At 60.8% G+C, this 20,388-nt stretch carries 16 protein-coding genes and 1 riboswitch; of the genes, 4 read left to right on the top strand and 12 right to left on the bottom strand.

Going from position 1 to position 20,388, the window contains the following annotated elements:
* Window positions 1-104: 104 nt before the first annotated feature.
* From B149_RS0105045 to B149_RS0105010, 8 genes are all read right to left on the bottom strand, one after another.
* On the bottom strand, window positions 105-338 hold the full coding sequence (locus B149_RS0105045) for a hypothetical protein (RefSeq protein WP_018124083.1): 234 nt from the start codon (window positions 336-338) through the stop codon (window positions 105-107).
* A 15-nt stretch (window positions 339-353) separates the two neighbouring features.
* On the bottom strand, window positions 354-2,417 hold the full coding sequence (locus B149_RS0105040; RefSeq protein WP_018124082.1) for a ribonucleoside triphosphate reductase: 2,064 nt from the start codon (window positions 2,415-2,417) through the stop codon (window positions 354-356).
* A 178-nt stretch (window positions 2,418-2,595) separates the two neighbouring features.
* Window positions 2,596-2,779: riboswitch (cobalamin riboswitch) on the bottom strand.
* A 187-nt stretch (window positions 2,780-2,966) separates the two neighbouring features.
* A complete protein-coding gene (locus B149_RS0105035) occupies window positions 2,967-4,547 on the bottom strand; it encodes an L-serine ammonia-lyase, iron-sulfur-dependent, subunit alpha (RefSeq protein WP_018124081.1) in 1,581 nt (526 codons plus the stop codon).
* 89 nt (window positions 4,548-4,636) lie between these two features.
* Entirely contained in the window at window positions 4,637-5,863 is a 1,227-nt protein-coding gene (locus B149_RS0105030) for an L-serine ammonia-lyase (protein ID WP_018124080.1), read from the bottom strand.
* A 9-nt stretch (window positions 5,864-5,872) separates the two neighbouring features.
* A complete protein-coding gene (locus tag B149_RS0105025; RefSeq protein WP_018124079.1) occupies window positions 5,873-7,174 on the bottom strand; it encodes a TRAP transporter large permease in 1,302 nt (433 codons plus the stop codon).
* 12 nt (window positions 7,175-7,186) lie between these two features.
* Window positions 7,187-7,717 (bottom strand): TRAP transporter small permease, encoded by a 531-nt coding sequence (locus B149_RS0105020; RefSeq protein ID WP_018124078.1) that lies wholly within the window; start codon window positions 7,715-7,717, stop codon window positions 7,187-7,189.
* 155 nt (window positions 7,718-7,872) lie between these two features.
* On the bottom strand, window positions 7,873-8,886 hold the full coding sequence (gene dctP / locus B149_RS0105015; protein ID WP_156816745.1) for a TRAP transporter substrate-binding protein DctP: 1,014 nt from the start codon (window positions 8,884-8,886) through the stop codon (window positions 7,873-7,875).
* 298 nt (window positions 8,887-9,184) lie between these two features.
* Window positions 9,185-10,636 carry a sigma-54-dependent transcriptional regulator gene (locus tag B149_RS0105010; RefSeq protein ID WP_018124076.1) on the bottom strand — a complete coding sequence of 484 codons (1,452 nt, stop codon included), beginning with the start codon at window positions 10,634-10,636 and terminating at the stop codon, window positions 9,185-9,187.
* Between the two features lie 210 nt (window positions 10,637-10,846).
* Between B149_RS0105010 and B149_RS0105005 the strand changes: the two genes are divergently transcribed.
* The 4 genes from B149_RS0105005 to B149_RS0104990 all read left to right on the top strand — a co-directional run bounded on the left by B149_RS0105005 (window position 10,847) and on the right by B149_RS0104990 (window position 16,890).
* Window positions 10,847-13,354: an ATP-binding protein gene (locus tag B149_RS0105005; RefSeq protein ID WP_156816744.1), complete on the top strand. Its 2,508-nt coding sequence runs from the start codon at window positions 10,847-10,849 to the stop codon at window positions 13,352-13,354.
* Window positions 13,355-13,615: 261 nt separating this feature from the next.
* A complete protein-coding gene (locus B149_RS0105000; RefSeq protein ID WP_018124074.1) occupies window positions 13,616-15,256 on the top strand; it encodes a BCCT family transporter in 1,641 nt (546 codons plus the stop codon).
* Between the two features lie 40 nt (window positions 15,257-15,296).
* On the top strand, window positions 15,297-16,190 hold the full coding sequence (locus tag B149_RS0104995) for a glycine betaine ABC transporter substrate-binding protein (protein ID WP_018124073.1): 894 nt from the start codon (window positions 15,297-15,299) through the stop codon (window positions 16,188-16,190).
* A gap of 25 nt (window positions 16,191-16,215) precedes the next feature.
* A complete protein-coding gene (locus B149_RS0104990) occupies window positions 16,216-16,890 on the top strand; it encodes a S1 family peptidase (protein ID WP_018124072.1) in 675 nt (224 codons plus the stop codon).
* A gap of 37 nt (window positions 16,891-16,927) precedes the next feature.
* Here the strand turns inward: B149_RS0104990 and B149_RS16485 are convergent, their stop codons facing one another.
* Genes B149_RS16485 through B149_RS0104970 form a run of 4 tightly spaced genes read right to left on the bottom strand, consistent with a single transcriptional unit; the run spans window position 16,928 to window position 20,358 of the window.
* Window positions 16,928-17,569 carry an ABC transporter ATP-binding protein gene (locus B149_RS16485; RefSeq protein WP_018124071.1) on the bottom strand — a complete coding sequence of 214 codons (642 nt, stop codon included), beginning with the start codon at window positions 17,567-17,569 and terminating at the stop codon, window positions 16,928-16,930.
* Window positions 17,562-18,488, bottom strand: a complete 927-nt coding sequence (locus B149_RS0104980) for an oligopeptide/dipeptide ABC transporter ATP-binding protein (protein ID WP_018124070.1) — start codon at window positions 18,486-18,488, stop codon at window positions 17,562-17,564. The genes B149_RS16485 and B149_RS0104980 overlap by 8 nt, the downstream gene beginning before the upstream one ends.
* A gap of 2 nt (window positions 18,489-18,490) precedes the next feature.
* Window positions 18,491-19,366, bottom strand: a complete 876-nt coding sequence (locus B149_RS0104975) for an ABC transporter permease (protein WP_018124069.1) — start codon at window positions 19,364-19,366, stop codon at window positions 18,491-18,493.
* Complete coding sequence (locus B149_RS0104970) at window positions 19,363-20,358, bottom strand: ABC transporter permease (protein WP_018124068.1); 996 nt, start codon at window positions 20,356-20,358, stop codon at window positions 19,363-19,365. Before B149_RS0104970 ends, B149_RS0104975 begins: the two co-directional genes overlap by 4 nt.
* Between the last annotated feature and the right edge of the window lie 30 nt (window positions 20,359-20,388).

Genomic DNA, 20,388 nt, shown 5'->3' with positions numbered 1-20,388 from the left:
GACGGTAGGGCTGACCAAAGCGACTGGCAACACACCCATCAAGCCGTGAAAAGGCCCGCTTCCCTTTCGGGAAGCGGGCCTTGCCATCGTGCGGGAGGCTGGAGCTAGTCGGAGTCGTTGTCACCGTTACCGGCGAGTTTGCCGATCTCCGTGAGCGCCTTGCCTCGCTGCTGCGCCAGCTTTTTCCATTTGCGCTTTTCCTTCTTGAGCGCTTCGACGGTGTGCAGCAGGTTCTGGATGGTGTGTGCCGGATACCCATGGGTGGCCCGGTTTCCCCTGCGCAGTTCCTCGTCGTTGCGCTGTTGGATGGCGGCTAGCTGGTTTGCGTCGAGAATCATGTCGATTCAGTGCTGCTAGCAGGCGTCGCAGAAGCTGTTCATGGTGTATTCGGTGCGTTCCTTGTACTCCTCGCGCTTGCCCTTGTTCCAGCGGCTCACCGGGCGGTAGTAGCCCACCACGCGGGTGTAGACCTCGGTCTCGTCGCCGCAGGTGGGGCAGGAGAAGTGCTCGCCGTAGATGTAACCGTGATCGCGGCAGACCGAGAAGGTCGGCGTGACCGAGATGTAGGGAATCTTGGTCTTGCTCATGGCCTTGATCAGGAACTGGCGCACGCTCTCCTCGTCCGGAGCGGCCTCGCCGAGGAAGGTATGGAATACCGTGCCGCCGTTGTAGAGCGTCTGGAGCTTGTCCTGATGCTCAAGGGCAAAGAACACGTCCGGGGTGACGCCCACCGGGAGCAGGGTGGAGTTGGTGTAGTAGGGAACGCCGTCGCCCGAAGCGTAGATGTCGGAGTACAGTTCCTTGTCGATTTTGGCGAGGCGGTAGCAGGTGCCTTCGCCCGGGGTCGCTTCAAGGTTGTACAGGTGGCCGGTCTGCTCCTGGAAGTCCAGAACCAGCTGGCGCAGGTGATTGAGCACCCGTTCCATGAGTTTGCAGCCCGCATCGGAGTCAACGCCCTTCTTGAGCAGGTTCATGCACGCTTCGTGACCGCCGATGAGTCCGATGGTGGAGAAGTGGCCGTTGAAGCCGTTCTTCAGGTAGCGGCGCGAGAACGGGAACATGCCCGCTTCGAGGTTGTGTTCCACGACTTTGCGCTTGTACTCCAGCGAGTCGCGGGCCATCTCCGCGTATTCGGTGATGAGGTCGATGAAATCGTCCTCGTTCTGGGCGAGGTAGGCCAGCTTCGGCAGGTTCAGAGTCACCACGCCGATGGAGCCGGTAAGGTCGCCTGCGCCGAACAGACCGCCGGTCTTCTTGCGGATCTCGCGCAGGTCCATCTGCAGTCTGCAGCACATGGAGCGCACGTCCTCGGGGTTGAGGTCCGAGTTGATGAAGTTCTGGAAGTAGGGTGCGCCGTATTTGGCGGTCATCTTCAGCAACAGCTTGCCTTCCTCGGACTCCCAGGGGAAGTCTTCAGTCACGTTGTACGTGGGGATGGGGAAGGAGAAGATGCGACCGTCGGCGTCGCCTTCGAGCATGACTTCGAGGAAGGCCCGGTTGATCATGGCCATTTCCTCGGCGTATTCGCCGTAGGTGGAGTCCTGGAATTCGCCGCCGATGATGACCGGTTCGTTGGCGATGTGGGACGGCGGCACGAAGTCGAAGGTGAAGTTGGTGAACGGGCTCTGCCCGCCCCAGCGCGAGGTGGCGTTCAGGTTGTGCAGCAGCTTCTGGATCTGCTGCTTCACCGTGGCGAAGTCCAGCTCGTCATACCGCACGAAGGGCGCGAGGTAGGTGTCCACGTTGTTGAAGGCCTGTGCTCCGGCCCACTCGTTCTGGAGCGTGCCGAGGAAGTTGACGATCTGCCCGCAGGCGGCGTCGAAGTGCTTGGCCGGAGTGGACGAGCAGCGGTCGCGCAGGTTGAAGCCCTCCAGCAGCAGGTCGCGCAGGCTCCAGCCCGAGCAGTAGCCCGCCAGTCCGAAGGACAGGTCATGTATGTGGAAGTATCCGTGGGTGTGCGCCATGCGGACTTCTTCGGGATATTTGTCCAGCATGTACCTTGCCTGGACCGATCCGGCCATATGCAGGATCAGGCCCTGAAAGGAGTGGACCATGTTGGAGTTTTCGTTCACCCGCCAGTCGATATTATCGAGATAGCTTTCGGTGACTCCGGATATGTTCAGGAAGGATTCGTTCTGGGCGCGCATCTCGCGGCGTTTCTCACGGTAGATGATGTAGCGCTCCGCCACCTTGTACAGGCGGGCCTCCATGAGAACCTGCTGGACCATGTCCTGAACCATTTCCTGTTCGGGAACATCCACGTTCCTGAGCTTCTGCTCGACCTTTTTGGCCAGCCGGGTGGAAAGCAGGGGGTCCTTGATGCCGCTGCCCTTGAGGGCTTTGAAGATGGCATCGCCGACCCGTTTGGTCGACCAGGTTTCGAGGCATCCGTCGCGTTTGAGAATCTGAACCGGCATGTGTCTCTCTTGAAAACAGCGCTTCGCGGAAAGCTGAAAACGCCGGACCACGTTGGACGGCGTTTGACTGTTTTGCAGGGTTGCCCTTTCGGCGCGGACGGCTGAACCGACACGGCACGGCAACTGTTTTTGTTATGTGAACCAATCATGACCCTTGGCAAAGTCCGCGCTTCGCTCCGGGCTGGATACGCTTCAGGCAGGTTTTCTGGCTTTCCCCGTCCGGCCCGCCTTCCCGCCTTTCGGCAGTGGCTCGTGGACCTTTCCTTTCCCTTTCGGTAGGGGATTACAGCGGCGGGACCGCCCCGGATTTTCACCGGATTCCCTGTTGTGGCCGGTAGGCCACCTGAAGGACATCGTGAACGCGCAAGAACCTAGCCCAAGCCCTAATCGGAAGCAAGGGGTTGACTTCATTCTTGCGGAAACTTCATGGCATGTTTCAGCTTAGGTAGTCGTAATCTCGGGCAATAAAATTTGGGGTAAAACCGCAGCAGGATAAGCCCCCGTGGGAGTATGGAAACACTCGCGGGGGCTTCTGAAATGGTCCGGTGCTCAAGCCGGCCGATTCAGTTTGTCCTGAATGGCGAGGCTTGTGGGCGTGATGCACAGACCGCCGCGTGTGGTGCAGCGCAGTTCGGAGGGAAGCAGTTTTCCGGTCTCTCGCATGGCGATGATGACCTCATCCAGCGGGATGACCGGGTCGAATCCGCAAAGGACCATGTTGGCGGAGACCACCGCGTTGGAGGCGGCCATGGAGTTGCGGTTGACGCAGGGCAGTTCCACCAGCCCGCCGATGGGATCGCAAATCAGCCCCATGACGTTCTGCAGGGCCAGACCGGCTGCGGCGAAGGACTGCTCAGTGCTGCCGCCAAGCAACTGGGAAACCGCAGCGGCTGCCATGGCGGTCGATGAGCCGATCTCGGCCTGACAGGCGCAGGTCTCGGCCGCAAAGGTGGCCTGATGCGCGATGAATACTCCGACCAGTCCGGCTGCGAGCATGGCTTCTGCCTGCTTATCCGCGGACAGCCCCATGGATTCGGCTACGGAGAGCACCGCTGCTGGCAGCGTTCCGCAGGAGCCTGCGGTGGGGGCGGCCACCACGATGCCGCCCGCGCTGTTGCATTCCATGACCGCGGTGGCGATGAGCATACCACGGTTCATGACACCCAGATCGGCAAGCCTCGTTTGCTGTGCGTTCACGGCCATGTCTGCCGCAACCGGATCCATGTAGCCGGTTTTGGGCAGGCCGCCGCGCAGTCCTGTTTCCGCGGAAGCGCGCATGAATCGGATGATTTCCTTCATGCGTTCCATGATTTCGTCTCGACTTGCACCGCTGGCCGCCGTTTCGTAACGGATCGCCAGCTCCGCCGCGTCCAGCCCTTCCGAACGGGCGACTTTCTGCGCTCCGGCGGCGTCCATGAAGGGCATGTCGTATTGAAAGCGACCGCCGACCGGCAGGATGCGATCCATGAGGGAAACGCGGCACTCCCCTTCGGTGTCCATGGCTCCAGCGAGCTTGAGCAGGGAGGGGGAAAACGGTGCTTCGGACGAGAGGTGTATGAAAAGGCCGTCGGGGCCGTCTGTGGCGGTAAGGCGAGCACCGATGGCTGCCGCCTCTGCCTGAAGCTCTTCCTGCCGCGACGGGTCCGGACACTGCGCGGTCATTTCATAAAAGTCGCCGCGGATGGAGACGGGGTGGCCGTCGATCTCGCATATCTCGAACATGCCGCCGCCTGTTGAGACGGTCAGAAAGGTCTGTGTGCGGCCGCTGACGCCGGTGGCGGTGATGCGCGCGGCGTTGGGATGCGGATGATCCAGCGGCTCTGAGGTGAAGCGGTAGTTTCGCCCGCGTTCCGGTGCGATGTTCAGGGCGTCGATGAGTTGTTCATGTTCGGGACCGAACCCCAGCAGGCCGCCGACGAATCCCATGTCGGTGCGCTGACCCTTGTAGGTGGCGGGGTAGGCCCCGTCTTCCTTGAAAGCGATGGTGGCGCGCAGGATGTCTTCCCCCACGAGTTTGCGCACGGCCTTGCCGATGCGGGTGGGGCCTGCGGTGTGGGAGCTGGAAGGGCCGGTCATGACGGGGCCGAGAACGTCGTTGAAGATGCTGGCAGGGCGTGCGGTGTCGGACATGGTGGTGTTCCTTGCGTGAAATCCGTGGCTGATACAATGACGGGGCTCCGCCGAAACGAAGCCCCGTCCGGGACATGGGTGGAGGGTGGTCAGCAACCACCCTGAATGTTTTTCATGCGGTCGCCGTAGACCTTGGCGAGTCCTCCCGTGGAGGTTTCCCGGTACAGGCTTGGCAGATCATGGCCCGTCTGCTTCATGACCTGCACCACCTCGTCAAAGGGAATGCGGTGGCGTCCGTCCGAAAGGTAGGCCATTTGCGCGCGGCTCAAGGCGCGGGACGAGGCGCAGGCATTGCGTTCGATGCAGGGGATCTGGACCAGGCCGTCCACCGGGTCGCAGGTCAGGCCGAGATGATGCTCAAGGCCCATCTCCGCCGCATACTCGATCTGCCGCACCGAACCGCCCATGATCTGCGTGGCGGCGGCCGACGCCATGGCGCACGCGGAGCCTACCTCGCCCTGGCACCCCACCTCGGCTCCGGAGATGGAGCCGTTCTGCTTGATGATGGTGCCGATGAGTCCCGCCGTGGCGAGGGCGTGGAGAATCTCGTTCTCCGTGGGCTCCTGCGATTCGCGCAGGTAGTACAGCACCGCCGGGACGATGCCCGCCGCACCGCAGGTGGGGGCGGTGACGATGGTTCCGCCGCCCGCGTTCTCTTCGGAGACGGCCAGCGCGTAGGCGGTGACCTTGCCGGTCTGCTGGATGTCGGGGCCGGAGAGCTTGGCCTTCTTGTAGTAGCTCCATGCCTGCCGCTTGAGGCCGATGCTGCCCGGAAGCACGCCCTGCGTGTCCAGTCCCCGGCGCACGGCATCCTGCATGACCTGCCAAACTTCCCGCAGGAACTCCCATATTTCGGGACCTTCGCACTGTTCCACGTATTCCCAGTAGGTGAGGCCCTTTTCCTCGCACATTTCCATGATGGAGGTCAGGTCGGGCAGGTCGTAGACCTGAACCGGCGGCTCTTCGTCGTCGCCCGCGCCGCGAACGGCCCCGCCACCCACGGAGTAGGCCTGCCACGATGCGGTGACGGCGCCTTCGCCGTCGAGGGCCTCGAATTCCAGCCCGTTCGGATGCTCGGGCAGTTCGACTTCGGGCTTCCAGATGACCTCGGTGCGTTCGTTGCCAAGCACCTGAAGCACGGCCCAGTCAGTCAGGTGCCCCTTGCCGGTGGCGGCCAGCGAGCCGTAGAGGGTCACGCGGAAGGACGCGGCCTCCGGGTTGCGTTCCAGGAAGGTCTCGGCCGCCTTTTTCGGTCCCATGGTGTGGGACGAGGACGGGCCGACGCCGATTCTGTAGAGTTCCCTGATGCTTTCCATTGTATACCCCTATTTCATGAGCAGGTTGACCAGTCCGAGGGACACTTCGGGCACGTAGGTCGTGATCAGCAGGGTCGGCAGCCAGGCGAAGATGAGCAGGTAGAGAGTCGGCCGGAGCATTCCGGTGAGCTGCGCTCCGGATATGCGTCCCGAGAGATAGAGAAGCGGTGCCGTTGGAGGCGTGACGTTACCCATGCCGAGGTTCACACCCATGATAGCCGCAAAATGGACCGGGTCAACGCCGATCTGCGTCACTAGCGGCAGCAGGATGGGCGTTCCGAGCAGGATGCCGGAGACGTCGTCCATGAGCATGCCCATGAAGATCAGGAACACGTTGATCATCAGCAGGATCACCATTTCATTCTCGGAGATGGTGGTCAGCACGCCCATGATCTGCTCGGGCAGGTTCTCCATGATGTAGAGCCGGGAAAGGATCATGACCGCGAACATCATGGCCATGATGACGCCGGTGGTGGTGGCGGACTCGATCAGCGTGGATGCGAGGTTCTTCAGCTTCAGGCCCTTGTACAGGAACATGGCCACCGGGATGGCGTAGAGCACGGCCACGGCAGCGGCTTCGGTGGGCGTCATGACGCCGCCGTAGATGCCGCCGAGGATGATGACGGGCATCATCAGCGCCGGGGAAGCCTTGGCGCTCTTGCTGACGAAGAGCTTGGTGGTGGTGGCGAAGTCGCGGTGCTCGGCAACCTCGATTTCCTTGTTGTTGCGCAGCAGGTAGATGTTCACGAGGCTCATCAGCACGGTGACGATGATGCCGGGAACGAATGCCGCGAGGAAACAGGCCAGCACGGACTGGTTGGCCATCCATGCGTACAGGATCATCAGCATGGAGGGCGGAATCAGGATGCCCAGTACGCCCGAGTTGGCGAGGATGGCGGCCACGTGGCCCACCGGGTAGCCCGCGCGCTTGAGCTTGGGGATCATGATCGAACCGATACAGGACACGGTGGCGGAGGAGGAGCCGGAGACCGCGCCAAAGATGGCACAGGTCACGACGGTGACCACCCCGAGGCCGCCGCGGATGCGTCCGGCGATGGTGTCCACGACATCGACCAGCTTGTCGCCGATGCCGCCCTTGTCCATTATGCCGCCCGCCATGATGAACAGCGGAATGGTCAGCAGGACGACGGAGTTCATTTTGGCGAAGCCGTAGGGCAGCAGGAAGCCCGGATCGTATCCGCCAGTGTAGAGAAGGTATGCGGCCGAGCTGAAGAAGGCAAACGGAATGGGGATGCCTATGAACAGCGTGACCACGAGAATAAGGATCGCTATTGCTACGGTAATGCTCATGAGTCTTTCCTCTTACTGGGCGTAACGGCCTGCGCGGACGTCGCGGATGAAGGAGGCCGAATCCTGAACAAGGTAGACCGTGTGGTACAGCGACATGAGCACGAAACCGAGGCCGATGGCGCTGTGCGGAATGAGCATGGGCAGTCGGAAGACGGGGGACATGGGCATCATCTTGAAGCCCCAGGCCACGAACTCCACGGCCCAGACGGTCACCAGCAGGCAGATACCGGTGGTCAGGAAATCTTTGACGAGGTGGGCGATTCGACACCACTTCTCGCTGGTTATGTAGCAGGTCAGGATGTCTGCCGAGATCTGGCTCTTCTCGCGGCTGCCCTGTGCGGCACCCATGAAGTAGAGCCAGAAGGCCAGCATCTGGATGAGTTCCTCGGACCCGTAGAAGTCCGAACCGAAGACGTAGCGGGCGACGACCGCGTAGCAGATCATGCAGACGATGAGGATGCTGCTGATCGTCATCATGGTCTTCTGAAACTTGCCCAGAGCGCCCCACAGCGGAATACGCGGTGCGTTTTCAATGGGTTGCATGGAAAATACTCCTTGCGTGGATTCGGGAAATCCGTGTTTCTTGAGAAAAAGGGCGGCGTGGTCGGAGGGAGTGAGTTCCCATCTGGTCGGATGGTCCGGCCACGCCGCCGCTGTCTGGCTGGTTCAGAGCGCCGGCCGCGCTCGCAAACCCTTGGCTAGTAGGAGTTCTTGATGCCTTCGAGGAGCTCGGGGGTCAGGTTCTTTTCAAGACGCTTCCAAGCCTTGTCGCGGACGTAGGAGGCGCACTCTTCGAGTTCCTGGGTGGTGAGCATGTGCACTTCAACACCGGCTTCTTCGAGCTTCTTGCGGTACATCTGGTCTTCGCTCTCGGCCATCAGGAAGGACTGCTGGCCTTCGTCCACGAATGCCTCTTCGACAACCTTGCGGTCGGCTTCGGGGATGGACATGAACTTTTCCTGGTTCATGACGTACTGGGTGGACTCGAAGTTGACGTTGTACTGGTAGTAGTGGTTGATGACGTCGCGGAAGCCGAGGTAGTTCAGGTTCGGGGGACCGCCGAGCCAGCCCTTGACCACGCCGGTCTGCAGGGCGGAGTAGGTGTCGGCGTAGGGCAGGGAAGAGGTGCGGAAGCCGAGTTCCTCTGCGCCGAACTTGAATACGTCCAGACCGGGCACGCGGATCATCATGCCTTTTTCGGTGCCGGGGGTGGTGACGTTCTTCAGCGGCTCGACAGTGCCGACGCCGATGAAGCCTTCACCGAAGTAGGAGAAGAATTTCACGCCCAGATCGTCATGCATCTTGGACATTTCCTGCGGCAGGAAAGCGTCGCTGGCGAACACTTCGCGGATCTGGTCGTAGTCGCGGGCGATGTAGGGCAGGAAGCCTGCGCCGAGGCGGGAGTCGAACTGGTCCGGCACGGTGATGTGACCGGCATCGATGGAGCCGCGGATGATTTCTTCGTAAATCTGGGAAGCGTCGCCCAGCTGGTTGGCCGGGTAAATCTTGACCTGTACGCGACCCTCGGTTTCCTTCTCGATGCGAGCCTTGACGCGCTCGGCGGCCTTGTGAGCCATGTGCTCGATGGGATGCTGGGTGGCGAGCTTGATGACGGTGGGCTCGTTGGAAGCCTTTTCTCCGCCCTCGTCGTTGCATGCGGTCAGCGCGAACGCTGCGCAGAGACACAGAAGAAGTGCGATAATACGTTTCATGGTGTCCTTCTTATGATTGAAAAATTCTTTCATGACACTCCCCGGTCGCCCGGGGCCTCCTCACTCTTTTCCGGCCTTCAGAGTTTCCGGAATTGCTTTTCTGGAAAACACGAAATGTGCCACAAATAAAAAAAATCACACTTTTCAATGTGATATGCGAAAAAGGCTCTGGGTGTTGTTTCGAAAAAAGAACTGATCAGGCATGAAAGTGTTCAGGATGCGGGACGGTCGTCCCAAAAATCGGGACAGTCCCGCATGGTGAACACGCATAGTCCCGGCGGTCGGAAGGGACCGCCGGTTATCTGGACATGTCGTGGTCCTTGAGCATGGCGTAGAGGCGGGTGCGCGAGATGCCGGAGAGGCGGCAGGCCTCCTTGATGTTGCCGTCGGCCTCGTCGAGAAGTCGTTCAAGGTAGGGGCGCTCGATGCGGGCAAGGCATTCCTTCCGGTAATCCTTGAACTCCGGAAGCGGTCCGTTGAGCAGGTCGTTAGGGAAGTTCGTCCGGTCCGCTGCGGGAAGCGTCGGCGCGTCCGGGGCGAATGTCGCGGTCTCATCGAGCGGTTCATCGTGCTTGCCTACGGTGCGGCGCATGGCCTTGGCCCGGATGTCCACGGGCAGGTGCTCCGGGTAGAGCACGGGTTCGTCGCCGCCGCGCATGATGGTGCGTTCCATGGTCTGGACCAGTTCGCGGATGTTGCCGGGCCAGTCGTAGTTCATGAGCACGCTGAGAAAATCCTCGGACAGTTCAGGGACGTCCTTTTCATACTTCTCGCAGAGCCGTTCAAGGTGGAAACGGCAAATGGCCGGGACATCCTCCAACCGCTTGCGAAGCGGAGGCATCTCTATGGCGCACGCCTTGATGCGGTAGTACAGGTCGCTGCGGAAAAGCCCCTGCTCGCACATGTCTTCCAGCGAGCGGTTGGTGGCTGCCATGAGCCGGAAGTCGCTGTCGAACTCCTTGGTGCTGCCCACGGGACGGAATCGCTTTTCCTGCAACACGCGCAGGAAGGTGGCCTGCACGGCCAGCGGCAGTTCGCCCACCTCATCCAGAAAGAGAGTTCCACCGTCGGCCTGCCCAACCAGACCTGTGCGGGTGGTGTTGGCCCCGGTGAAGGAGCCCTTGACGTGACCGAAGAGTTCGCCTTCCGCGAGGCTGGCCGGCAGCGAAGCGCAGTCGAGCACCACGAAGCTGCCTTCGGAGCGGGGGCTGTTTTCGTGGATGGTGCGCGCGATGACTTCCTTGCCGGTACCGGTCTCCCCCGTGATCAGCACGCCAGCATCGCCGGCGGCCGCCACGGAGATGTTTTCTATCACCGGTTGCAGCGCCTGACTGTCGCCGATGAGTCTGTCGCGCTTGATGCTCACCATGGCAGGCTTGCGGGCTTTCTCGCGGAAGCGCAGGGCGCGGTCCATGGAAAACATGATCTGCTTGAGGGTGCTGGTCTTCTCAATGTAGTCCCACGCGCCGTTCTGGATCGCCAACTCCGCGCCGTCCGGGTCGCCGAGGCCGGTGATGATGATAACGTCCGGCCTGGTGGGGAAGCCGCGGATTTTGGAAAGGGCGTCTATGCCGCTGCCGTCGGGCAGGCTCACGTCGAGAAAGACCAGATCGGTCGGGATGCGGCCGAGGGTGTCCAGCCCTTCGGCGATGGTGGAGGCCGCGTGTGCCTCGTGCCCTGCATCCTCGGCCAGCTGGGTGATGATGGTGCTGATATCCGGATCGTCGTCCAGCACGAGAATAGTTGCCATGCTACTGTCCCTCGTTCCGTTTAATGAAGCCTGCGGGACATATGTCCCATTTTGCGAAATTTGTCGAGCCGCGGCCTCGCTCTTCCTTTTTGCTTGAAAAATCTATGCGTTATTACGCGTATTTGAGCCGAGCTTGCGCAAAAGGGTTGCACGACTTATATTCCATGAGCGGCCGGGACGTTTCATGAGGCCGCGAGGGGGAAGGACGTGATGGCGAAAAGAATGTCGGCGATGCGTCGCCCGTACGTGAAGTTCGCGGTGGCAGGATTCGTGGTGCTGGCCGTGCTCGGTGCGCTGTTCCTCGGCTCGTCGAGTCGTCAGCGGCTCAAGCTCACGCCGCAGGAGCGCGAGTGGATCGCCGACCACAAGAAGATACGACTCGGGGTCACTCCGTCAACCCGTCCGCTGGAATTCTTTGGTGAAAAGGCCGAGTACAAGGGCATGGTCGCGGACTACATGCACCTTCTGGGAGACCGGCTGGGCATGGAGTTCGAGGTGGTGGAGACCACCAACCTCAAGAAGTTGCTGCAAAAGGCAGAGGACAGGGAGGTGGACCTCATCGCCGCGTTCTGGGCCAACCCCGCAAGCATCGACTACATGCGCTTCACACGGCCTTACCTTGTGATCCCCACCGTCATTCTGGTCAACAAGAACCAGAAGCGCTACCTGCGGCTCAAGGACATGAGCGACATGGACCTTGCCCTGCCCAAAAGCAATGCGGTCATCGACTACGTCCGAAAATATTATCCGGAAATCCACATCCAGCCCGTTTACAACTATCTGGCCGCGCTGCTGCACGTCTCCTTCGACGAGATAGACGCCACTATCATCTCCCTGCCGCAAGCAAGTTATTTCATAGAGGAAAAGGGTATCACCAACCTCAGAGTGGCCGGGCACACCGACTACAAGATATTCCATCGTATAGCCACCCGTTCGGATTGGCCCATGCTCAACTCCATCCTGCAGAAGGGGCTGGATTCCATCAGTCAGGAAGAGCATGACAGAATCTACCGCAAGTGGGTCACCCTCGACCAGCACTACATATCCTTCCTGCTCCAGAACAAGCGCTTCTGGGTCTACATCGCGGGCGGGATTCTGCTGATCGTTCTTTTCGTGGCCTTCATCATTTCATGGAACCGCACGCTGCAGAAGCGCATCAGCGAGAGTACGCTTGAACTCAAGAAGGAACTCAACGAGCGCGTGCGGCTTATGACCGCCATAGAGCAGGCGCAGGACGGCATATTCATCATCAATACCGATGGGATAATGGAGTACATGAACCCGTCGTTCGAGCGAATGAGCGAATATTCTCTCGACGATCTCAAAGGCCGCCATGTCTCCATCGTGCGAAGCGACGCCCACAGTGAGGATTTTTTCACCGAGATATGGGAGAGTCTGGAGCGGGGCGAAGTCTGGCGCGGGCAGACGACCTACCGCAAGAAATCCGGCGCGGATTATGTGGTTGACCTGAGTATTTCGCCCATTCACGACGACACCGGTCGCATGACTGGATACGTCGAGGTGGCCCGTGACATCACGGAACAACTGCAAATGGAAAAGCAGCTGCGCCAAAGCCAGAAGCTTGAGGAGCTGGGGACGCTTGCGGGCGGCATCGCGCATGATTTCAACAACATTCTTGCGGCCATTCTGGGGTACGCGGAACTGGCCATGCCGACGCTGGAGGAGGGCACGCGCGGACATTCCAACATGGGGCGCATCATGCATTCCGCCCAGCGCGCCAAGGAAATGGTCAACCAGATTCTGGTCTTCAGCCGCAGGCGCAAGCCTGACAGCAAACGCGTGGACATGGTCCCGCTGTTGCGCGAGGTGGACAATTTCCTGCGCATCTCCCTGCCGTCCACCATCGAGGTGCGGCTGGACATGGGCGTGGAGCACGGCTGGATTCTCGGTGATTCCAGTCAGGTGCATCAGGTCATTACCAACCTCGGCACCAATGCGGCGTACGCCATGGAGGAAGAGGGCGGGCTTCTTTCCCTGACACTGAACCGCGAAAAGCTCGACGGGCCGCTTCTATTGCCCGGAGGCCGCCTCGAAGCGGGCGACTATCTCAAACTCAGCGTGGCGGACACCGGGGTGGGAATTCCGGAAAACATCATGAACCGCATCTTCGACCCGTTCTTCACCACCAAGCCGCAGAGCAAGGGAACGGGACTCGGACTTTCGATGGTGCACGGCATCATAGGAAGCATGAACGGCGGCATCAATGTGCGAAGCACACCCGGCGAGGGCACCGTCTTCGAGGTGTATATTCCGGAAGCTCCGGGCGCGGACGAGGCCGACAGGACACCATCGCGCCCCCGGTCCGTGCCGCAGCGCGGAAGCGGACGCGTCCTGTTGGTGGACGACGAGCCGGACATGGTCGAGGTGGGCGAGCAGATGCTCACCGATCTCGGCTATTCGGTGGTCGGCGTCAATGAGAGCCGCAGGGCGCTGGAATTGTTCGAGGCCGCGCCTGATGACTTTGATGTGCTCATCACGGACCAGACCATGCCCTACATGACCGGCGACAGGCTGGCCGCGGCCGTTCACGAGCTTCGGCCCGACCTTCCGGTGGTGCTCTGTACGGGGTTCTCATCGTCGCTGGACAACATCCGCCCGGGTGAAGTAGGTATCCGGGCCATCCTGATGAAGCCCTTCGACATGACGCGGCTGTCCAAGACGATCATTCGCGCCCTTGATGAGAGTCGTCGAGGCTAGCACCGCTGCCGTCGTTAATAATGTCGCACCTTCCGAGGCTGTTGCATTATGCTAAGAATCTGACGGCGCATCTCTTGACCGGGGCTTTCATGTGACCTAGGTTTAACAATCTGAAAATGTACACTTGTCTGCCCGGCGTGCCGGCTGCCTGAATACAGGAAGGGCGCTGGAGAGGGGACGTCGCATCGCGCCGCTGGCAGAGGTGGTAAATACGTAATCCGCCCCGTTCGGGGCCTCATCACGATTTCGAGGATATTCAACGTGAGTGAACAGGAAAGCAGCAACGGTCAAGTGGAAAGCGGAGCCCGAAAAGAAGGCTGGTTTCACCTGGAAGTGCACCCATGGGTCTTTTTCGGATCCGCGGGTGCGATCATTTTGTTCGTGACCGTCACGATCATTTTCCAGCAGCTTCTCGGCAACGTGTTTCAGGCGATGCAGTCGTACATGTCCACCTATGCGGGGTGGTTCTTCATCGCCACGATCAATATCGTCCTGCTGTTCGTCCTTCTACTGCTGGCCAGCAGGTTCGGGGACATACGGCTGGGCGGGCCGGACGCGGAGCCGGAGTTTTCCACCGGAGGCTGGTTCGCCATGCTCTTTTCCGCAGGCATGGGTATCGGCCTGCTCTTTTACAGCGTTGCGGAACCCATGTTCCATTTCGTGGCGAACCCGTTGACGGAACCGGGCACCACCGAGGCGGCGCGCAAGGCCATGGACATCACCTTCCTGCATTGGGGACTGCACCCGTGGGGCGTGTACACCATCGTGGCGCTGGCCTTGGCCTTCTTCTCCTTCAACAAGGGGCTGCCGCTCTCCATCCGCACCGCATTCTATCCCATTTTCGGGGATAAGATTTACGGCTGGATTGGCAACATCATCGATATCATGGCCACCGTGGCGACGCTGTTCGGCGTGGCTACCTCCCTCGGCCTCGGGGTCCAGCAGGTGAATGCCGGACTGGACCACCTTTGGGGCATCGGGCAGAGCAGCACCATTCAGGTCATCCTTATCGCGGGCATCACCCTTGTGGCCACGTGGAGTGTCGTCAAGGGGCTGGATCAGGGTATTCGCCGACTCAGCGAGATCAACATTGCACTCGCAGGCGGTCTTGCGATCTTCGTGCTGGTCCTCGGACCCACGCTGTTCATCCTCAACGGCACGCTTGAGAACATCGGTTACTACATCCAGTTCCTGCCCCAGCTTTCCACCTGGAACGAAACGTATGAGCACACCCAGTGGCAGCACGGCTGGACCATCTTCTACTGGGCGTGGTGGATCGCGTGGTCGCCGTTCGTGGGCATGTTCATCGCCCGCGTGTCCTTTGGCCGCACCATCCGCCAGTTCATCATGGGCGTGCTGCTGGTGCCGACGCTGATCACTTTCCTGTGGATCACCATCTTCGGCAACACGGCGCTTTATATCGAAATGTTCGGCGCGGGCGGCATTGCGCAGGCTGTGCAGGAAAACATTCCCGTCTCGCTGTTCGTGATGCTGGAGAACTTCCCGCTGTCGCAGGCCACATCCCTGCTCGGCGTGGTGGTCATCATGACCTTCTTCGTCACGTCCTCGGACTCGGGCTCGATGGTCATCGACATCATCACTTCCGGCGGCGACCCGAACCCGCCCGTGCTCTCGCGGCTCTTCTGGGCCATCCTCGAAGGCGTCGTGGCGGCGGTGCTGCTTATGGGCGGCGGACTCGTGGCGCTTCAGACGGCCACCATCACCACCGGCCTTCCGTTCGCTGCCATTTTGCTTGGAATGTGTTACTCACTCTACAAGGGGCTGAGCGATTACGCCGGTCCGCAGGAATTCAGTCTCGAAGCCAGCAAAAAGCCGTCGCGGTTCCGCGTCAAGCACAAGCCCGTGACCGGCAAGACATTCGGCAGGCGCCGACTCTGGTAGGCGTTTCCCGGACCCGTCATCTACAACAGGAGGAACCGTTTTGCGCAAACTCGTATTGCTTCTCTGCCTGACGCTGCTGATAGCTTCTCCGGCCTTCGCGGCAAAGAGGTCCGTGACCATCGCCTACACCGGATGGGCGTCCTCCACTGCCAGCGCCAACCTCATGCGCGCCGTGCTTCAGGAAAAGCTGGGACGCACCTGCGAACTCGTGGCCACCGATGCCGAAAACATGTGGCGAATGGTGGCCGAAGGCGAAGCGGACGCCATGCTCTCCGCGTGGCTGCCGGAAACGCAGGACGTATATTTCGAACAGTACGGCTCCGAGGTGGAAAATCTCGGCCCGAACCTCGAAGGCACGCGCATCGGGCTCGTGGTTCCCAAGGTGCCTAAGGGCCGCTTTACGACGGGAACCGGCATAAAAAACCGCATCTACGTGCCGACCACGTCCATCCCGGAACTCGGAAAGGACGCTTCGAAGTACGACAACCGCATTATCGGGATCGACCCAGGCGCCGGTGTCATGGACAAGACCAGAGAGGCCCTAAAGGTGTACGGTCTTAAAGACAAGATGCGGCTGGTTCCCGGCAGCGACGCGACCATGGTTGCCGAGCTTTCCCGAGCGGTGAGCCATCAGCGCTGGATCGTGGTGACGGGCTGGAAACCGCACTGGATGTTCGCCCGCTGGAATCTCGAATTCCTTGATGATCCCGAAGGCGTTTACGGCCAGGGCGGTCATATCGCCACCATGGTCCGCAAGGGACTGCAGCAGGAGGACCCCGACGTCTACGCGCTGCTCAACAACTTCTACTGGACGCCCAAGGAAATGGGCCGACTCATGCTCTGGATTCAGGAAGACCGCGGTCTTTTCCCTTACGATAAGGCCCTGCGCTGGATGAATACCCATTCCGAGCGCGTTGAATCCTGGCTGCCTTAAAACAATATACCGGAGTTTCCCATCGATGCTTCAGGACGTTTATCTTCGTTATCGAAACGGCTGCATGCGGCTTTTCAGCATGGACGACCAGGAACGTCTGGTCTTCCTCGGCACTGCTTTCGTGGTGCACCCCGACGGTTACCTGCTTACGGTCTCCCACGCCATCGGCAACCATAAAAACCTGATGGTGGTGCCGGTCCCGTCCGATGTTGACTTTCTACCCATGAGCCCGGAAGAACTCAATGCGATGCCCGTACACGTCGTCAGTCAGGACAAGGACCGCGATGTGGCCCTGCTGGCTTTCAGCGAAAGCATGGAGATTACCATGCCGGACCATGTCATTGGCGTCCCCGATGCCGTGGATATGGGCAACGGCGTTGCCTGCCTCGGCTTCGCTTTCGGCTTTCAGTGCATTTACAATCAGGTGATGCAGCAGGCCGTGGTCTGCGCCAAGATGCGTTCCAACAACGAGACCAAGCTGTTCCTGTTCGACAGTCGCGTGCACGACGGAAGTCGCGGCGGCCCGTTGCTGAACATGGAGGACCAGCGCGTCATCGGCATCGTCAGCGGACGGTTCGATCCGCTGGAAGCCTCGCCCGCAACTGAAGAGGAGCGGGGGATGCCCACCAGCTTCTCCTATGCGGTCTCCATTGAATACGCGATTCCGCTCATGGAAGAGGCCGGGCTGGAAATCCTCTAGATAGCAGGAAAATGATTCCAAAGGACGCGGGGCAGCCTCAGGCGGCCTCGCGTCCTTTTTCGTTTTCCGGAAACGCCACCATGTCGTCAAACATGCTTTCCACCCGGTCTGCCACGCGGGAGAGCAGTTTTCTGTCGTGACTTACGGCGAGTATCCCCACATTGCGGCGTTGGGCCCAGTCCAGAACCACGTTCCAGATGAGCGCCTGCGTGTTGGGGTCCAGCATGGCGGTCATTTCGTCCGCCACGATATAACGCGTCGCCGGATTCATGGCCCGCGCCAGCGCCAGCCGTTGGAGTTCTCCGCCTGAAAGCTCGTGCGGATACCGTGAAAACCAGTGGTGGCAAATGCCGAGCGCTTCCACAACCTGCGGGTCAGGCTCGCCTGCTTCGGATAGGATTCTCCATGCTTTCCAACGTGGATTCATGGCCAGTTCGGGGTGCTGAAATACAAGCTGAACCGGGTGGAAGCCACGACGTGGCAGCTTGTCGCCGCCGATGCCGATCCTCCCTTTCTCCGGATGCAGATAGCCCCCGAGGAGCCTCGCAAGAGTCGTCTTGCCGCGTCCGCTGGGTCCCGGCAGCCCCACGACTTCGCCAGGGCGAATGCCGATGCTGGTGTCCGAAAGAATCCACGGGCCGGTTTCATAACGGAACGAGACATTATCCGCTCTAAGCATGATGACACCTCACACGGTTTGCTTCGACGGTCCGCATTTCCGGTGCGGATTCGCGGCACTGCTTTCTGACACGGGGGCATCGGTCCGCGAAGGAGCAACCCGGCCTGTCATCGTCCTCTGCGGGCTGATTGCCCGGAATGTGCGTGAAGCTGCGTCCGGGCAGGGCATCCCAGAGCGCCTGCGTGTAAGGATGCCTGATGTGCCCGTTTTCGCGAAACTGGAACACCGGCGCAATTTCCACCACGCTCCCGGCGTAGATGACGGCGACCCGGTCCGCCACGGAGAGGGCCGCTTCCAGATCATGGCTGATGAGCATCACCGATTTGCCTCCGTCCGCGAGGCGTCTCAGGTATTCCAGAGAGCTTCGGGCCGCCTCTTCATCCAGCCCCGTGGTGGGCTCGTCGGCGATGAGCAGTCTTGCGTCGCCCGCAGTCGCCGTGGCGGTGAGCACGCGTCGCGCCATGCCTCCCGAAACCTGAAAGGGAAACATGCTGCGTACGGTGTCGCGAAGGTTGTAGCGCTCGAAGGACTCGTCGCGTCTCGTGGCAGCGGTCTGGCAGCATTGGCCGCTAAGCCTTGCGGCGCGGTAGACTTGCCTGCCCACGTTTACCAGTGGATTCAGATGCGCCACTGACTGCGGCACAAGGGCTATTTCACGGCCACGCAGTCTTCTGATGCGTTTTGGGGTGAGCGCTTTGTCGCGATATGTCATGACGCCCGAGATGCGTGCATTGGCGGGGAGCAGTCCCAACAGGGCGTGAGCCAGCAGACTCTTGCCGGAGCCGCTTGAACCGATGACTGCAAGGATTTCCCCCGCGCGCATGTCCAACGTGAGGTCGTTGACCGGACGGGCCGTGGTACGTTTGCCGCCGCGTCCGTAGCGGGTGAACTCCACCCGAAGGTTGTCGATGTCGAGCATGATTACACCTGACTGGTTCTGGGTTCCGTGATGAGCCTGAGGCGGTTCCCGAGTACGTCGAAGAGCTTTACCGTCACCACAAGCGACAACCCCGGCAGCACCGCCAGCCACCAGTACCCCGTGGAAAGGTGGCGCATGGATTCCGCCAGAAGGATGCCGATGGACGGATTATGGGGGGACAGGCCGAATCCGAGGAAGGTCAGTCCGGCTGCGTGCAGAATGGCGTGGGGGAACAGCAGGATCAGCCCGATGACGAACTGCGGCAGCACGTGGGGAAGCATATGGTGTCGGGCTATCCACAGGGGGCTGCGTCCCATGCGGTGTGAAAGGCGTATGAATTCAGCCTGCCTGAGTTGCAGCACCTCGGCGCGGATGATTCGGGCCAGCCGAGGCCAGTGCGAGACCGTTACGGCAACCACCACGCCGGTTGCGCCGCCACCGCAGGCAAAGGAGACGAGAATCAGCAAGACCAGATGCGGCGTGGCCATGACGAGATCGATAAGGCCGGAGACCGCCGCATCCACCCTCGGACCGAGGGTGGCGGCCGCAATGCCCAGTCCGGCCGATACGAAGGAGCTGAACACTGCTGCCATGAGACCGATGCCGAGGCTTCGACACAGCCCTTTGACCGTGCGGACCAGCATGTCCCGCCCGAGCCAATCCGTGCCGAAAGGATACGCGAGGCTCGGGGCGAGTTTTCGGTTCATGAAGTCCGTGGACAGGCCGGAGTCATCCATGAGCCATGCCGTTACGGCGAGGGATGCGAAGTAGAGGCAACAGAGCCCTACGGTCCATGCGGCCCGACCGCGACCGTCCATGAGGCGCAGCCGGTCCGCAAGGCTCGTGGACGGTGAATGCATGATAGAGGAACCGTTCATTGCGACACCTCCCTGCCGATGCGAATCCGTGGATCGAGCACACCGTAGAGCAGGTCGGCCATGAAGTTGCCGAAGAAAACGAAGATCGCACTGAAGAGCGTGATGCCCAGCAGTAGCGGAACGTCACCCCTGATGCCGGCTTCCACCGTGGCGCGTCCGAGTCCGGGGTAGGAAAAAACCTGTTCCGCCAGCACCGATCCGCCGAAGAGTTCCCCGAGGGATGCGAACTGGAGCGTCACCGCCGGAAGCGCCACGTTGCGCAGCGCATGACGACACGCCACGCCGAAGCGGCTCTCTCCCTGAGCAAAGGCAAAGAGCGCATAGTCGCTCTCCATGGCGTCGATCATCTTTTCGCGGGTGTGCAGGGCGATCTGGGCCACGCCCACCACCGAAAGCGTCACAGCCGGGAGAATGAGATGCTGGATTCGTTCCCACAGGGTGGCATCTGCCGGGGAGACTCCGGGGGGAGTGGCGCAACAGATGGGCGTCAGCCCGAGCGAAACCGAGAAAATCGCAAGCAGCACCAGCCCGAGCCAGAAGGAAGGCGTGGAGGCAAGGGTATAGGCGTAGAGCCGGATGCCCCGGTCGAGCAGCGAGCCTCGCCGCATCCCGGCCAGCACGCCGAGCAGGAATCCGAGCACGCCGGACAGGGTCCATGCAGACAGCATCAGCCAGAGCGAGGTCTTGAACCGCTTGGCGATGACATCGATGACCGGTTCGTTGAAAATCATGGAGTCGCCAAGATCGCCGCGCAGGACATTGCCCGCCCAGAGGAAGAATCGTTCGGTAGCGGGCTTGTCCAGTCCCCACCGCTCGATGATCAGGCGTTCCTGTTCGGTGCTGATCTGCATTCGGTCAATGCCGATATATGCGGTGACGGGATCAATTGGCGACATGGAGACGAGGGTGAAGGCGAGCACGCTGACCAGCGTCAGGATGCAGGCCAGCCGTGCGGTCTTGCCGAGGAAGAATCGTGGGGTGGCGCTTATCATGATGAGTCCCTGAATGGCCCGGCGGCGTCG

Origin of the sequence: Desulfovibrio oxyclinae DSM 11498, from assembly GCF_000375485.1 — a bacterium.
GTDB classification, from domain to species: domain Bacteria; phylum Desulfobacterota; class Desulfovibrionia; order Desulfovibrionales; family Desulfovibrionaceae; genus Pseudodesulfovibrio; species Pseudodesulfovibrio oxyclinae.
The sequence above is the reverse complement of the archived record's forward strand: the minus strand, read 5'-3'. Positions and strand labels throughout refer to the sequence as shown.

Bases quoted from the DNA above. Each gene is read 5' to 3' on its own strand.
- B149_RS0104975 (WP_018124069.1), bottom strand. From the start codon at position 19,366: ATGAACGGTTCCTCTATCATGCATTCACCGTCCACGAGCCTTGCGGAC.
- B149_RS0104980 (WP_018124070.1), bottom strand. From the start codon at position 18,488: ATGCTCGACATCGACAACCTTCGGGTGGAGTTCACCCGCTACGGACGC.
- B149_RS0104990 (WP_018124072.1), top strand. From the start codon at position 16,216: ATGCTTCAGGACGTTTATCTTCGTTATCGAAACGGCTGCATGCGGCTT.
- B149_RS16485 (WP_018124071.1), bottom strand. From the start codon at position 17,569: ATGCTTAGAGCGGATAATGTCTCGTTCCGTTATGAAACCGGCCCGTGG.
- B149_RS0104970 (WP_018124068.1), bottom strand. From the start codon at position 20,358: ATGATAAGCGCCACCCCACGATTCTTCCTCGGCAAGACCGCACGGCTG.
- dctP (WP_156816745.1), bottom strand. From the start codon at position 8,886: ATGAAACGTATTATCGCACTTCTTCTGTGTCTCTGCGCAGCGTTCGCG.
- B149_RS0105035 (WP_018124081.1), bottom strand. From the start codon at position 4,547: ATGTCCGACACCGCACGCCCTGCCAGCATCTTCAACGACGTTCTCGGC.
- B149_RS0105005 (WP_156816744.1), top strand. From the start codon at position 10,847: ATGGCGAAAAGAATGTCGGCGATGCGTCGCCCGTACGTGAAGTTCGCG.
- B149_RS0105025 (WP_018124079.1), bottom strand. From the start codon at position 7,174: ATGAGCATTACCGTAGCAATAGCGATCCTTATTCTCGTGGTCACGCTG.
- B149_RS0105030 (WP_018124080.1), bottom strand. From the start codon at position 5,863: ATGGAAAGCATCAGGGAACTCTACAGAATCGGCGTCGGCCCGTCCTCG.
- B149_RS0105010 (WP_018124076.1), bottom strand. From the start codon at position 10,636: ATGGCAACTATTCTCGTGCTGGACGACGATCCGGATATCAGCACCATC.
- B149_RS0105020 (WP_018124078.1), bottom strand. From the start codon at position 7,717: ATGCAACCCATTGAAAACGCACCGCGTATTCCGCTGTGGGGCGCTCTG.
- B149_RS0105040 (WP_018124082.1), bottom strand. From the start codon at position 2,417: ATGCCGGTTCAGATTCTCAAACGCGACGGATGCCTCGAAACCTGGTCG.
- B149_RS0105045 (WP_018124083.1), bottom strand. From the start codon at position 338: ATGATTCTCGACGCAAACCAGCTAGCCGCCATCCAACAGCGCAACGAC.